Origin of the sequence: Peterkaempfera bronchialis (assembly GCF_003258605.2) — a bacterium.
GTDB lineage: Bacteria > Actinomycetota > Actinomycetes > Streptomycetales > Streptomycetaceae > Peterkaempfera > Peterkaempfera bronchialis.
The window spans coordinates 951,364-964,315 of sequence record NZ_CP031264.1 but is presented as its reverse complement, the minus strand read 5'-3'; the positions used below and the strand labels follow the sequence as shown (position 1 = coordinate 964,315).

Genomic DNA, 12,952 nt, shown 5'->3' with positions numbered 1-12,952 from the left:
TTTCCAAGATGCCGCGCAACCACAGACGCATGTCCGCACCCTCTTCCACCGGGTCGAAGCGTCGTCGTGCAGCTGCCAACCAGACGGCCTGAATCACCGTGTCCGTAAGCGGAGAGTTCAGCAGTAGACGTGCGTCCTTGCCAAGCTGAACATCGTCGTCCTCCGCGGCCGCCTCGGCGAGTGCGAGTACCTGTGAAACTTCTGGATGAGGTGCGGCCGGTGGTCGCCGAGGAGGAGCTCCGCGAGACCGTGACGGCGGAGATCGACCGGGCCGCATCCGCATTGGAACGTGCCGTGGCGGTGCCGGGGATCGTTCCGGCGCTGCGGCAGGTTGTACATCAGGCTGACGCCGACCTCGGATTCCGCATGTTCCTGCGGGCCGCGAATGCCTACTCCGTGCCGATCGGAAAAGAGCAGTACGACCGGCTACGGGCGATCGGTGACCGCTGGCATATCCCGCAGAAGCCGTCTACGGAGGTCTGACCGTGCAGTGGCCACCCATCGACCCGAGCCGGCGTGACTTCAGGGCGGGCCGGTACGGTCTGCCGATGCTCGCGGCCCTTTTCTTCGGGACGGACTGGCGACACCACGAGCATTCAGGAGGGGCGGGTGCCGCTGGTGGGGCTGCTGCGTGAGCTGAACGCGGCGCTGGCTGAGCAGGTCGCGCGGCTGGAGGCGGAGAACGAGCAGCTCCGGGCTCGGGCACACGGTCCGCTGTGACTGCGGGCACCTGACCGCGGCTTGGGCGCCGGAGGGTGTGCCCGCCTCGCCCCGTAGCGCACCAAACGGCTTCACCAGGTACGAGCTGCGGGTTTGCCGGATGGTCGGCTTGTGCGGTGATACTCGTTGATAAGCCTGGCGACGGCTTGTCGGCGTTCGATCCGGGCTGCCGGGACCGGAAGAAGATCGCATCTCGCCCTGCAGGCCCACACTCCTGGCGCACGGGCCGCCGACCCAGGCGATGTCCTGGGCGGGCTACTCAAGGTGGTCGGCTTCACCCCGAACCTGGTCGGCAAACGCGTGCTGATGGTGTTGGACGACGCGGCCGACCACACCCAAGTGGAACCGCTGCTGCCAGGGGAGCCGGGCTGCCTGGTCCTGGTCACCAGCCGCCGACGTCTGGAGGAACTCAGCAACACCCCACAGCCGCTGGCCCTGGCCCCGCTCCCGCCCCGGGACGCTGACACGTTGTTCCTGCTCCTGTCCGGGCGCACCGAGGCTGAACATGCGGAGGAGGCGGTCGCCTGGATCACCCGGGCCTGTGGGGGCCTGCCTCTGGCCATCGCCCTGCTGGCCGGCCCGCCTGGCCCATCGCCCGGCTTGGTCGATCGAGGATCTGGCAGAGGACTTCGCCCTCCGCTTGGCCGACCCAGCGGGTACCGGGGATGCCGTGGCAGCCGCGTTCGCCATGTCCTACCGGGACCTGACTGAGCACCAGGCGTGCCTTTTCCGTCGTCTGGGACTGCATCCTGGCACCGAAATCGACGTCTACGCCGCTGCGGCCTTGATGGATCTGCCTGTGGGCCTGGCGGGCCGCCTCCTGGAGCAGTTGTATGGCGAGCACCTGCTGGAGGAGCGCGTCCGGGGCCGTTTCCAGACCCACGACCTCCTGCGCCACTACGCACGCACCTTGGCTGAGCAGGATCTCGACGCCGACAACACGGCCGCGCTGGACCGGCTGTTGGACTACTACCAGCACACTGCCGAGGCCGCCGACGCCCTCATCAACGACACGGGCGGCCATCCTTCCCCCGCGTCCGCCTCGTTGCCGACCTCTTTGCGCCTGGTCTCGCGCACCCAGGCCTTGGCATGGATGGAAGCAGAGCGCGCCGCCCTCGTCGCCAGCGGTAGGCGGCGCAGGCCCACCGTCAAGCATTCGACCTGTTCCAACCCTTCGGCGACCACATCGGCGAGGCCAACGCCGCTGAGGGACTGGCTCGTGCTCGGCAAGGTAGGGACTTCTCCCCGAAGTGAAGTCCCCCGCTGATCTGGACTGAGCGATGGTCTGCGGCCTCTGCTCACGCACGATGCAGGGCCGGCTGAGCCACGGCGGGCCGTATTACCGCTGCCGCTTCCCGGAGCAGTACGCACTCGCCAACCGGATCCAGCGTCCCCGCAACGTCTTCCTCCGTGAAGCCGAGGTGATCCCTCCGCTCGACTTCTGGCCGACCCGCAGCTTCGCCTCTCATCGGCTGGAGGCCACCATCGAGGCGATGGCCGACGACACGGACAATGGGGCCGAGGTGGAGCGGGCCCGGCAGGGACTCCGGGAGTGCGACACCAGGCTCGTCGGCTACCAGGCTGCCCTCGACGCAGGCGGAGATCCTGCGGCCGTCGCTGCCTGGATGCGAGGTGAAGGCGTAGAGGACCAAAGCCCGGGCGCGTCTCCGTGCCGTCCCGCCACGGACGGCGCCATCCGGCTGCCGTCTACCGCGAAGTCGGTATCCAGGGGACCAGCCACCCTGGCAAGCGACAACTGCGCGTCGAGGAACACCTCGACGCGCAGCTACTCACTTCAGCATTCCCTCGCGGGGTAATGGTTGGTGTCCGAGGGGGGACTTGAACCCCCACGCCCGATAAAGGGCACTAGCACCTCAAGCTAGCGCGTCTGCCATTCCGCCACCCGGACAGGGTGTGTGCCGCGGTTTCCGTTCTGTTCCCCGTGGCGACATGGAAAGAGTACCAGGCCCGGGCGGTGCTCCTCACCTGCGTATCCAGGGCCGGGGTCCGGGCGAAACGGGATGGATGATCTCTTTCCGGGTATGGGTGCACCAGTTCGGACAGGTCGCCCATCAGGCCGTGGAGGTCGCTGTGAGGAGAAGGCGGGACAAGGACCGGGTGGCCCCGGAGGCGCGGTTGCACCGGAGCTTCGGGGTGCTGGTCTTCCTCGGGGCCGTGCTGGTGCTGGCCGGGATCATGGGGCTGCTCTACACCGGGATCGCCACGCTGACCAGCGTGCTGCTCTTCGGTTGCCTGCTGCTGACCGGCGGCACGGTGGGCCTGGTGCACGCGGTGCACTCGCGCAGGGACAACTTCTTCTGGCTGGGCGCCGCCGTGGCGGCGGTCAACCTGGCGGCCGGCCTGGTGATGGTGCTCCATCCGAAGACAGCGGCGCTGGGCCTCACGCTCTTCGCAGCCCTGCTCTTCCTGAGCGCGGGTACCTTCCGGGTGGTCGGCGGCCTGGCGGTGCGCGGGCCCCAGCTGGGCTGGACGGTCTTCCTGGGGGTGCTGGATCTGCTGCTGGGTGCGCTGGTGCTGGCCCAGTGGCCGAGCAGTTCGCTGTACACGCTGGGGCTGTTCTTCTCGCTGGCGCTGCTCTTCGACGGGCTCAGCCTGATCAGTACCGGCCTCGGCGGCCGGCGGGTGATCGGCATGGTGGACGAGGAGCGCCGCAGGGGCGAGGCCGACTCGTACCTCGCCGGGCGGGACGACGCCCGCAATGCGCGGATCAAGGGCGCCCGGGCCCGGGAGGCCGAGGTCCGGGCGGGCGGCACCGCCGGGGCGCAGCCCGGGCAGCGGTCCGACCGCCCCTCTCCGCCGCCGATGGGCATGTGACCGCACCGGTATGACCGGATCCTTATGGTGCCTGATCGGAAATCGAACCCATAGAGCTCCATACCGATGGATCCCGGTCGCAAGCAGCCACGATGCATGGAGTTCCGATCGCCCGCCCGCCGCTCCGGCCCGCCCTCTAGCCTCGGAAAACAAGGCCGCCGGCTCCGGGTGCGCCATCCGCGGCACGAAGGGCGGCTTGACGTGATGCAGATCGGCGGGGGCGTACCCGCTGCCCCCCGGGGCGCTGGGGCGGGCCCGGTCGAAGGGGTCTGGCGGTTGGCCGCCCCCTCCCGGGAGTCCTCGGTGCCGCAGGCACGGCACGCGGTGCGCGACCTGCTCGCGGCCCAGGGCCTGGCCGGGCAGCCGCCGTACGAGGACCTGCTCCAGGGGCTGCTGCTGATCGTCTCCGAGCTGGTCACCAACGCCGTGCAGCACGCCGCCGTGCTCTCCCCGCAGATCGTGGTGGAGGTGGTGATCGGCGGGGGCTGGGTGCGGGTCTCCGTCGAGGACAGCCACCCGTACCGGCCCACGGCGCTGCAGAACGACCACGGGCGCACCGGCGGTCGCGGCCTGCTGCTGGTGAAGGCGATCACCCAGGAGGTCGGCGGCGCCTGCGACGTCCACCGTACGGTCAGCGGCGGCAAGGCGGTCTGGGCGTCGCTGCCGCTCCCGGCCCCCCGCCCCGCCGCGTACGCCGTCCCCCCGCGCTAGCCGCCCCAAGCCCGGAAGCCCGCGAGCCCCGAGCCCGGGAGCCCGCGAGCCCCGGGCCCGGGAGGCCCGGCCCGGGGCGGCCGACGGGGCTACCACGCGACGCCGGTGGCCTCCCGGATCGCCGGCAGCGCCGCCTGGAACACGGTCTCGAACCAGACCGAGAACGGCCGCTCGGCGCGGAGCGCCGCCAGCTCCTGCGGGGTGACGAAGACGGCGTCCGCCACCTCCTCCGGGTCCGGCCGCAGCGGGGCGTTGACCAGCCCCACGAAGAGGTGGTTCCACTCCCGCTCGATCAGCCCGGAGGCGGCGTCCGGCAGGTCGTAGCGCACCGTCCCGGCCTCCCGCAGCAGCGCCGGGGCCGCTCCGAGCTCCTCGGAGGTGCGGCGCGCGGCCGCCACAAACGGCTGCTCGTCGGGGTACGGGTGGCCGCAGCAGGTGTTGGACCAGACACCGGGGGAGTGGTACTTGCCGAGGGCCCGGCGCTGGAGCAGCAGCCGCCCCTCCGGGTCGAACAGGAAGACCGAGAACGCCCGGTGCAGCCGGCCGGGCTCCTGGTGGGCGGAGAGCTTCTCCGCGGTCCCGATGGTGCGTCCCTCGTCGTCGACGAGCTCAAGCAGGATCTCCGGCGCCGGGAGGGCGTCGCCCGGAGCGCCGTTGACGGTCGCTGGGCTCGTCGTTCCGCTGGTCGGCATGTGGCCCCTTTCGGCGCGGGGACCGGGCAGCCGCCCGGGCCGTCTGCCCGGGCCCACCAGCCCGGTCCGGCGGTCGGTTGGGCGTCCCGTCCGCCGCCCGGCCAGGGGCGGGGTACGGATGTGACGCCGGTGCCCCAGTCTGCCGTACGGGGCAGGGCTGATCCGCCCGACGCACGCAATCGCGCCGGTCGGTACGGGCCCGCACCATCGGCTGGGCGGGCCCGCACCATCGGCCGGGCGGCTGCGCACCGTCGGCCGCGCGCCGCCGTCCCGGCCCCGGGTCCGCAGCCGGTGGGCACCGGCCGCCGTGGGGCGGGGCCGTGGTTTGTCCGCAGGCCCCGGGTCGGCGAAGATGATCGACGCCGGGTGGGTCGGCACCGTTCGGACCGGGAGGGCTCCCCCGCAGTTTCCCCGGACGTCATCCGATAGCCTCTGCCGACGCACCCTTCACCGGGGCCGTGCACCGGCCCCCGCCCTGCCTGCGACTTCCGGGCAGGCCGCTGCCCCGCACCTTCCAGGGAGTGAATTCCGCTGTCGACCGCCATCCTCACCGGCCCTGACCCGGGCGGCACGGCCACGCCCGGCGGCGGTGACCCGAGCGGGGCCCGGCGGGCGCTGCCCGCAGACCTCGCCGCGCTCGGCTACCGCCGCGTCCTGGACGCCACCGGACCCGCCGAGCTGGCCCGACTGCTGGCCCAGGCACCCGCCGGCGAGCGGGTCGCCGTGGTGGACCGCCGCTTCGTCGGCCATCGCCACGCCCTGCGGCTGGGCCTCACCGACCCCCGGTTCCCGGCCGCCGCCGTGCCCGGCGCGCTCACCGCCGACGGACCGCAGGCCCGCGCCGCCCTCGCCGCCGCCGCCAAGCGGCTGGCCGCGGCCGCCGCCGGCGCTGAGGACGCCACCCGTACGCTGCCGCTCGGCGCCGACCCGGGCAGCGACCCCGGCGCGGCCGCCACCAGCGCGAGCAACAGCGCGAGCAGCGGCGCCACCGCCGCCGACCCGGGCCGCACCCTCACCGTGGACAGCCTCGCCGCCGACCGGGCCGCCCGCACCGCCGGCGCCGTCCTGCCCGACGCCCTCGCCGCCGCCCTCCAGGCGGGCGGCACCGAGGTGCACCGCCCGGAACTGGGCGAGCTGGTCGCCGCCGTCCCCGCCGACGACCTGGACCGGCACCACGCCGCGCAGGCCGTCGCCGCGGTCGACGACGAGGCGGTGCGGCTGAAGCGCGCGGTGAAGGCGCGCGACGGCTTCTTCACCACCTTCTGCGTCAGCCCCTACTCCCGCTACATCGCCCGCTGGTGCGCCCGACGCGGTCTGACCCCCAACCAGGTCACCACCGGTTCGCTGCTGGTCGCCCTGATCGCCGCCGCCTGCGCCGCCACCGGCACCCGCCCCGGCTTTGCGGCGGCCGGTCTGCTGCTGGTCGCCTCCTTCGTCCTGGACTGCACCGACGGCCAGTTGGCCCGCTACGCGCTGCGGTACTCCACCCTGGGCGCCTGGCTGGACGCCACCTTCGACCGGGTCAAGGAGTACGCCTACTACGCGGGCCTCGCCGTGGGCGCCGCCGTCGGCGGCGACGACGTGTGGGCGCTGGCGCTGGGCGCGATGGTCCTTCAGACCTGCCGCCATGTGGTCGACTTCGCCTTCACCGAGGCCAACCATGACGCGGCCGGCAACTCCAGCCCCACCGCGCAGCTCTCCAACCGGCTGGACCGGGTGGGCTGGACGGTGTGGGCACGCCGCATCGTGGTGCTGCCCATCGGCGAGCGCTGGGCGCTGATCGCGCTGCTCACCGCCGTCACCACGCCGCGCGTCACCTTCACCGTGCTGCTGATCGGCTGCGCCTTCGCCGCCTGCTACACCACCGCCGGGCGGGTGCTGCGCTCCATCACCCGGCTGCGGGTCCGCACCGACCGGGCCGCCGACGCCCTCGCCGAACTCGCCGACTCCGGCCCGCTCGCCGAGCTCGGCGCCCGCCTGCTGCGGCCGGTCGCCCGCCCGCTGCCCGCCTATGCCACCCCGGTGATCGCCGCCGCCGGCGCGGCCCTGCTGCTCGCCGGGGTGCTGCTGGGCGGCGCCGGAACCTGGTGGGCCGTCGCCGCAGCCGCCGGATACCTGGTCACCTCCTCGCTGGCGGTCGCCCGCCCGCTGCGCGGCCCCCTCGACTGGCTGGTCCCCCCGTCTTCCGGGCCGCCGAGTACCTCGCCGTCCTCGGCCTGGCCGCCCAGCTGTCCGGCCCCGCGCTGCCCGCAGCCTTCGGGCTGGTCGCGGCGGTCGCCTACCATCACTACGACACGGTGTACCGCATCCGCGGCGGCACCGGGGCGCCCCCGAGGTGGCTGGTCCGGGCGGCAGGCGGCCACGAGGGCCGGGTCCTGCTGCTCACCACGGCCGCCGCGCTGGCGTACGGCGGCAGCCCGCACGGGCCCGTCGGCGACCGGCTCCCCGGAGCCCACGCGCTGCACCTCACCCTGGCGGCCCTGGCCGCCGCCCTGGCGCTGGTCGTCCTGGCCGAGAGCATCCGCTTCTGGGTCTTCGGCGACGAGGCTCCGGCAGTCCACGACGAAACAGGAGACACCGCATGATCGGCCTCGTTCTGGCCGCAGGAGCCGGCCGCCGCCTGCGGCCGTACACCGACACCCTGCCCAAGGCCCTGGTGCCGGTGGACGGCGAGACGACCGTCCTGGACCTCACCCTCGGCAACTTCGCCGAGGTGGGTCTGCGGGACGTCGCCGTCGTCGTCGGCTACCGCAAGGAGGCCGTATACGACCGCAAGGCCGCACTGGAGAAGAAGTACGGCGTCACCCTCACCCTGGTCGACAACGACAAGGCCGAGGAGTGGAACAACGCCTACTCCCTGTGGTGCGCCCGCGACCTCTTCGCCGAGGGCCTGCTGCTCGCCAACGGCGACACCGTGCACCCGGTCTCGGTCGAGAAGACCATGCTGGAGGCCGACCAGCGGCTCGCCGCCGAGGGCAGCCGGCCCGGCATCCTGCTCGCCCTGGACACGGTGAAGCACCTCGCCGACGAGGAGATGAAGGTGATCGCCGACGCCGAGAAGGGCGTCCAGCGGATCACCAAGCTGATGGAGCCGGCCCAGGCCACCGGCGAGTACATCGGCATCACCGTGATCAACCCCTCCGCCGCCGGGCACCTCGCCTCCGCGCTCCAGGCCACCTTCGAGCGCGACCCGCAGCTCTACTACGAGGACGGCTACCAGGAGATGGTCGACCGCGGCCTGCGGATCGACGTCCAGCCCATCGGCGAGGTCTCCTGGGTGGAGATCGACAACCACGACGACCTCGCCAAGGCCCGGGAGATCGCGTGCCGGTACTGACCCGTCTGATCCCGTCGCCGGTCGTCGTCGACATCCGCGCGGGCGCGCTGGACGACCTGGCGGCCGTCCTGGCCGACCAGCGGCTGTCCACCTCGGGCCGGATGGCGGTAGCGGTCAGCGGCGGGTCGGGCACCGCGCTGCGTGAGCGGCTGGAGCCGCAACTGCCCGGCGCCGACTGGTACTCCGTCGCCGACGGCAGCCTGGACTCCGCCGTGCTGCTCGCGGAGGCCATGCGGGCCGGACACTACGACGCGGTGGTCGGACTGGGCGGCGGCAAGATCATCGACGCCGCCAAGTACGCTGCGGCCCGGGTCGGGCTGCCCATGGTGGCGGTGGCCACCAACCTGGCCCACGACGGCATCTGCTCCCCGGTGTCGACCCTCGACAACGACGCGGGGCGCGGCTCCTACGGCGTACCGAACCCGATCGGCATCATCGTCGACCTCGATGTCGTCCGCAGCGCCCCCAAGCGCTTTGTGGCCTCCGGCATCGGCGATGCGATCTCCAACATCTCCGCCTGTGCCGACTGGGAGCTCTCCCAGCGCGTCACCGGCGAACCGGTGGACGGCCTGGCGGTCGCCATGGCCCGCAGCGCGGGCGAGACGCTGCTGCGCCACCCCGGCACCCTGGCGGACGACGCCCTGCTCACCGCCCTTGCCGAGGCGCTGGTGCTCTCCGGCATCGCCATGAACGTCGCCGGCTCCACCCGCCCGTCCTCCGGCGCCTGCCACGAGATCTCGCATGCGCTGGACCTGCTCTACCCCAGGCGCTCGGCCCAGCACGGCGAGCAGGTGGGCCTGGGCGCGGCCTTCGCGACCTTCCTGCGCGGCGATCAGGAGTCCGCCAGGCTGATCGCCCGCAGCCTGGCCCGCCACGGGCTGCCGGTGACCGCCAAGGAGATCGGCTTCTCCGACGAGGAGTTCACCGAGGCGGTCCACTACGCCCCGCAGACCCGGCCGGGCCGCTTCACCATCCTTGAGCACCTTGACCTCTCCCCTTCTGCCATCCGGGACGCGTACTCCGACTATGTCCAAGCCGTCAACAGCTGAGCTGACCGCCGCGCGCCCCTCGATCGAGGAGCTGCGCGCAGCCGTCCACCCCGAGGGCCTGCTCGACCGCCGCAGCGGTGAGCACTGGGCGGGCCGCATCTATATGCGGTCCATCTCCCTGCGGATCACCCGACTGATGGTGAACACCCGGGTCACCCCGAACAGCCTCACCTATCTGATGATGCTCACCGGCATCGTCGCCGGTGCGGCGCTGCTCGTCCCCGGGATCGCCGGGGCCGTCCTCGGCGCCCTGCTGATCCAGCTCTACCTGCTGCTGGACTGCGTGGACGGCGAGGTCGCCCGCTGGCGCCGGCAGACCTCGGTCACCGGCGTCTACCTGGACCGGGTCGGCCACTACCTGGCCGAGGCCGCGCTGCTCACCGGCGCCGGCCTGCGGGCCGCCGACCTCTTCCACCGGGACGGCGCCACTGCGCACTGGGAGTGGGCCTTCATCGGTACGGTGGCCGCCCTCGGCGCCATCCTGATCAAGGCCGAGACCGACCTGGTGGACGTCGCCCGCATCCGCAGCGGCCTGCCGGCCGTCCAGGACACCGCCTCGGTGCCCCGGTCGTCCGGGGTCGCCAAGGCCCGCAAGGCGGCCGCCGCGCTGAAGTTCCACCGGCTGGTGGGCGGTGTGGAGGCATCGCTGGTGGTACTGGCCGCCGGGATCGCCGACGCCGTCCACGGCGACCTGCTGCTCACCCGGATCGCGGTCGGGGTGCTCGCCGCCATCGCGCTGGTCCAGACCCTGCTGCACCTGGCCTCCATCGTCCTCTCCAGCAGGCTGCGGTGACCGCGGCCCAGCCGGCCGGGGCCGGTACCGGAGCGGACGCCGACTCCTTCCGGCTGGGCGCCGTGGTCCTCACCATGGGCAACCGGCCGGCCGAGCTGACCGCCCTGCTGGAGTCGGTGGCCGGGCAGCGCGGCCCGGCGGTGGAGGTGGTGGTGGTCGGCAACGGCGCCCCGCTGCCGCCGCTGCCGCAGGGCGTCCGGTCCGTCGAACTGGACGAGAACCTGGGCATCCCGGCCGGCCGCAATGTCGGCATCGAGGCGTTCGGCCCGGACGGCTCCGGCGTCGACGCGGTGCTCTTCCTGGACGACGACGGACTGCTCCCCGGCGACGACACCGCCGAGAAGCTCCGCGCGGCCTTCACCGCCGACCCCGGCCTCGGCATCGTCTCCTTCCGGATCGCCGACCCGGAGACCGGCACCACCCAGCGCCGCCACGTACCCCGGCTGCGCGCCTCCGACCCGCTGCGCTCCTCCCGGGTCACCACCTTCCTGGGCGGCGCCTCGGCGGTGCGCAGCGCGGTCTTCCCGCAGGCGGGGCAGCTGCCGGGGGAGTTCTTCTACGCCCATGAGGAGACCGACCTGGCCTGGCGGGCGCTGGACGCCGGCTGGTCCATCGAGTACCGGGCGGATATCGTCCTGCACCATCCGGCTACGCTGCCCAGCCGCCATGCGGTATACCACCGGATGGTGGCCCGCAACCGGGTGTGGCTGGCCCGCCGGAACCTGCCCGTTCTGCTGGTTCCCGCGTACCTGGGCACCTGGGTGCTGCTCACCCTGGCACGTCGCCCCTCCCGCGCCGCACTGCGGGCCTGGATGGGAGGATTCCGAGAAGGATGGAGGACACCCTGCGGCCCGCGCAGACCCATGCGGTGGCGTACGGTGTGGCGGCTGACCAGGCTTGGTCGCCCACCGGTGATCTGATCATCCGATCCTCATTTGACCTGCGGACCCAGGCCCGCGAAGATCCCCGTTGCAGCAGCAACGGCACGATTGCAGGGGAGCGCCCGTTGAACCGAAGCGGAAGCCGGACCTGCCGATCTCGCATAGGACGAAAGTGTCAACAGTGAGTGAGCACATCCGCCCCGCAGCGGTGGCGGGAGGCCCGGACCAGGGCCTGAGCCCGGCGCAGCTCGCCGCCAAGTACGGCCTGTCGGTGAGCGGCGCCCGTCCCAGCCTGCCGGCGTATGTGCGGCAGCTCTGGTCGCGGAGGCACTTCATCGTGGCGTACGCCACGGCGCGGCTGACCGCGATGTACACCAAGGCGAAGCTGGGCCAGCTGTGGCAGGTGATGACCCCGCTGCTGAACTGCGCGGTCTACTACCTGATCTTCGGCATCCTGCTGAAGACCGGCAGGAACACCCCGCACTTCGTCCAGTTCCTGTGCATCGGCGTCTTCATCTTCACCTTCACCCAGAACGCGGTGATGGCGGGCACCCGCTCGATCGCGGACAACCTCGGACTGGTGCGCGCGCTGCACTTCCCCCGGGCCTGCCTGCCGATCTCCTTCACCATCATCCAGTTGCAGCAGCTGCTCTTCTCGATGATCGTGCTGCTGGGCATCGTGCTCTTCGCCAACCTGCCGATGGTGTCCTGGGCGCTGGTGCTGCCGATCCTGGTGCTCCAGTTCGTCTTCAACGCGGGCCTGGCGATGGTGCTGGCCAGGGTCGGCGCCAAGGTCACCGACACCGCGCAGCTGATGCCGTTCGTCATGCGCACCTGGATGTACGCCTCCGGCGTGATGTTCAACGTCCAGAACATCGACGTCCCCGAGTGGGCCAAGACCCTGCTCGACGTCAACCCGATCGCGGTCTACATCGACCTGATGCGCTTCGCCCTGCTGGACTCCGTCAAGAGCGACGTCCTGCCCCCGCATGTCTGGGCCTGGGCGGTCGGCTGGGCGCTGCTCGCGGGCATCGGCGGGTTCCTGTACTTCTGGAAGGCTGAGGAGGAGTACGGCCGTGGCTGAGGCATCGACCGGTACGCAGACCGTGGGCGCGAGCGACACGGACGCGGACAAGCTTGTCGCGCAGCACATCCCCACCGTGGTCGTCGACGACCTGCACGTCGTCTACCGGGTGCACGGCGCGGGCAGCGGCAAGGGCAGCGCCACCTCGGCGCTGAGCCGGATCCTCTCCAAGCGGCGCTCCCCCTCGGTGCGCGAGGTGCACGCCGTGCGCGGCGTCTCCTTCATCGCCTACAAGGGCGAGTCGATCGGCCTGATCGGCTCCAACGGCTCCGGGAAGTCCACCCTGCTGAAGGCGGTGGCCGGTCTGCTGCCGGCCGAGCGCGGCTCGGTCTACACCGAGGGCCAGCCGTCGCTGCTGGGCGTCAACGCGGCCCTGATGAACGACCTCACCGGTGAGCGCAACGTCATCCTGGGCGGCCTGGCGATGGGCATGACCCAGGAGGAGATCAGGACGCGCTACGACGAGATCGTGGAGTTCTCCGGCATCAACGAGAAGGGCGACTTCATCTCGCTGCCGATGCGCACCTACTCCTCGGGTATGTCGGCCCGGCTGCGGTTCTCCATCGCGGCGGCCAAGAGCCACGATGTGCTGATGATCGACGAAGCGCTGGCCACCGGCGACGCCAAGTTCCAGCGCCGCAGCGAGCAGCGCATCCGTGAGCTGCGCAAGGAGGCCGGCACGGTCTTCCTGGTGAGCCACAACAACAAGTCGATCCGGGACACCTGCAACCGTGTGATCTGGTTGGAGAAGGGTGAGCTGATGATGGACGGGCCCACCGACGAGGTCATCAAGGCGTACGAGAAGGAGAACAAGCGCTGACGCCCGGCGTCGGCGCACTCCGCACAGCGG

At 72.0% G+C, this 12,952-nt stretch carries 13 protein-coding genes, 1 tRNA gene and 1 pseudogene; 13 read left to right on the top strand and 2 right to left on the bottom strand.

Annotation, left to right across the window (positions count from 1 at the left end):
* The first annotated feature begins 219 nt into the window (after positions 1-219).
* The 4 genes from C7M71_RS04235 (at position 220) to C7M71_RS04220 (ending at position 2,537) form a co-directional block, all read left to right on the top strand.
* Positions 220-483 (top strand): hypothetical protein, encoded by a 264-nt coding sequence (locus tag C7M71_RS04235; RefSeq protein ID WP_111490621.1) that lies wholly within the window; start codon positions 220-222, stop codon positions 481-483.
* Between the two features lie 501 nt (positions 484-984).
* Positions 985-1,431, top strand: coding sequence for an NB-ARC domain-containing protein (locus tag C7M71_RS33115; RefSeq protein WP_114914180.1), 447 nt, complete (start codon positions 985-987; stop codon positions 1,429-1,431).
* Positions 1,391-1,987 carry a hypothetical protein gene (locus tag C7M71_RS04225; RefSeq protein ID WP_111490623.1) on the top strand — a complete coding sequence of 199 codons (597 nt, stop codon included), beginning with the start codon at positions 1,391-1,393 and terminating at the stop codon, positions 1,985-1,987. The genes C7M71_RS33115 and C7M71_RS04225 overlap by 41 nt, the downstream gene beginning before the upstream one ends.
* Positions 1,988-2,027: 40 nt before the next feature.
* Entirely contained in the window at positions 2,028-2,537 is a 510-nt protein-coding gene (locus C7M71_RS04220) for a hypothetical protein (RefSeq protein ID WP_162824126.1), read from the top strand.
* Between the two features lie 4 nt (positions 2,538-2,541).
* On the opposite strand, the gene C7M71_RS04215 is transcribed toward C7M71_RS04220, so the two are convergent.
* A tRNA-Leu gene (locus C7M71_RS04215) sits at positions 2,542-2,629 on the bottom strand.
* 182 nt (positions 2,630-2,811) lie between these two features.
* Between C7M71_RS04215 and C7M71_RS04210 the strand changes: the two genes are divergently transcribed.
* Together C7M71_RS04210 and C7M71_RS04205 are read left to right on the top strand one after the other, a co-directional pair.
* A complete protein-coding gene (locus tag C7M71_RS04210; protein ID WP_407675858.1) occupies positions 2,812-3,555 on the top strand; it encodes an HdeD family acid-resistance protein in 744 nt (247 codons plus the stop codon).
* A 204-nt stretch (positions 3,556-3,759) separates the two neighbouring features.
* The gene (locus tag C7M71_RS04205; protein ID WP_111490629.1) at positions 3,760-4,266 is read left to right on the top strand and encodes an ATP-binding protein; all 507 of its coding nucleotides are present in this window, start codon (positions 3,760-3,762) and stop codon (positions 4,264-4,266) included.
* 89 nt (positions 4,267-4,355) lie between these two features.
* Here C7M71_RS04205 and idi read toward each other — a convergent pair whose 3' ends face one another.
* Positions 4,356-4,958 carry an isopentenyl-diphosphate Delta-isomerase gene (gene idi, locus C7M71_RS04200; protein ID WP_111490626.1) on the bottom strand — a complete coding sequence of 201 codons (603 nt, stop codon included), beginning with the start codon at positions 4,956-4,958 and terminating at the stop codon, positions 4,356-4,358.
* Between the two features lie 654 nt (positions 4,959-5,612).
* Here idi and C7M71_RS04195 point away from each other — a divergent pair.
* The 7 genes and pseudogenes from C7M71_RS04195 (at position 5,613) to C7M71_RS04165 (ending at position 12,922) form a co-directional block, all read left to right on the top strand.
* Positions 5,613-7,543, top strand: a pseudogene (locus tag C7M71_RS04195) (DUF5941 domain-containing protein).
* Positions 7,540-8,295: a phosphocholine cytidylyltransferase family protein gene (locus tag C7M71_RS04190; RefSeq protein ID WP_111492257.1), complete on the top strand. Its 756-nt coding sequence runs from the start codon at positions 7,540-7,542 to the stop codon at positions 8,293-8,295. The pseudogene C7M71_RS04195 and the gene C7M71_RS04190 overlap by 4 nt, the downstream one beginning before the upstream one ends.
* Entirely contained in the window at positions 8,283-9,344 is a 1,062-nt protein-coding gene (locus C7M71_RS04185; RefSeq protein ID WP_111492258.1) for an iron-containing alcohol dehydrogenase family protein, read from the top strand. The genes C7M71_RS04190 and C7M71_RS04185 overlap by 13 nt, the downstream gene beginning before the upstream one ends.
* Positions 9,345-9,447: 103 nt before the next feature.
* Positions 9,448-10,137, top strand: a complete 690-nt coding sequence (locus C7M71_RS04180) for a CDP-alcohol phosphatidyltransferase family protein (RefSeq protein ID WP_111492263.1) — start codon at positions 9,448-9,450, stop codon at positions 10,135-10,137.
* Positions 10,138-10,211: 74 nt separating this feature from the next.
* Positions 10,212-11,057: a glycosyltransferase family 2 protein gene (locus tag C7M71_RS04175; RefSeq protein ID WP_111492264.1), complete on the top strand. Its 846-nt coding sequence runs from the start codon at positions 10,212-10,214 to the stop codon at positions 11,055-11,057.
* A gap of 142 nt (positions 11,058-11,199) precedes the next feature.
* The gene (locus C7M71_RS04170; RefSeq protein WP_229758531.1) at positions 11,200-12,102 is read left to right on the top strand and encodes an ABC transporter permease; all 903 of its coding nucleotides are present in this window, start codon (positions 11,200-11,202) and stop codon (positions 12,100-12,102) included.
* Positions 12,095-12,922, top strand: a complete 828-nt coding sequence (locus C7M71_RS04165) for an ABC transporter ATP-binding protein (protein ID WP_229758530.1) — start codon at positions 12,095-12,097, stop codon at positions 12,920-12,922. The genes C7M71_RS04170 and C7M71_RS04165 overlap by 8 nt, the downstream gene beginning before the upstream one ends.
* Positions 12,923-12,952 lie beyond the last annotated feature (30 nt).

Coding starts and splice junctions, on each gene's coding strand:
- C7M71_RS04220 (WP_162824126.1), top strand. CDS start 2,028: ATGCAGGGCCGGCTGAGCCACGGCGGGCCGTATTACCGCTGCCGCTTC.
- C7M71_RS04205 (WP_111490629.1), top strand. CDS start 3,760: ATGCAGATCGGCGGGGGCGTACCCGCTGCCCCCCGGGGCGCTGGGGCG.
- idi (WP_111490626.1), bottom strand. CDS start 4,958: ATGCCGACCAGCGGAACGACGAGCCCAGCGACCGTCAACGGCGCTCCG.
- C7M71_RS04190 (WP_111492257.1), top strand. CDS start 7,540: ATGATCGGCCTCGTTCTGGCCGCAGGAGCCGGCCGCCGCCTGCGGCCG.
- C7M71_RS04180 (WP_111492263.1), top strand. CDS start 9,448: ATGCGGTCCATCTCCCTGCGGATCACCCGACTGATGGTGAACACCCGG.
- C7M71_RS04175 (WP_111492264.1), top strand. CDS start 10,212: ATGGGCAACCGGCCGGCCGAGCTGACCGCCCTGCTGGAGTCGGTGGCC.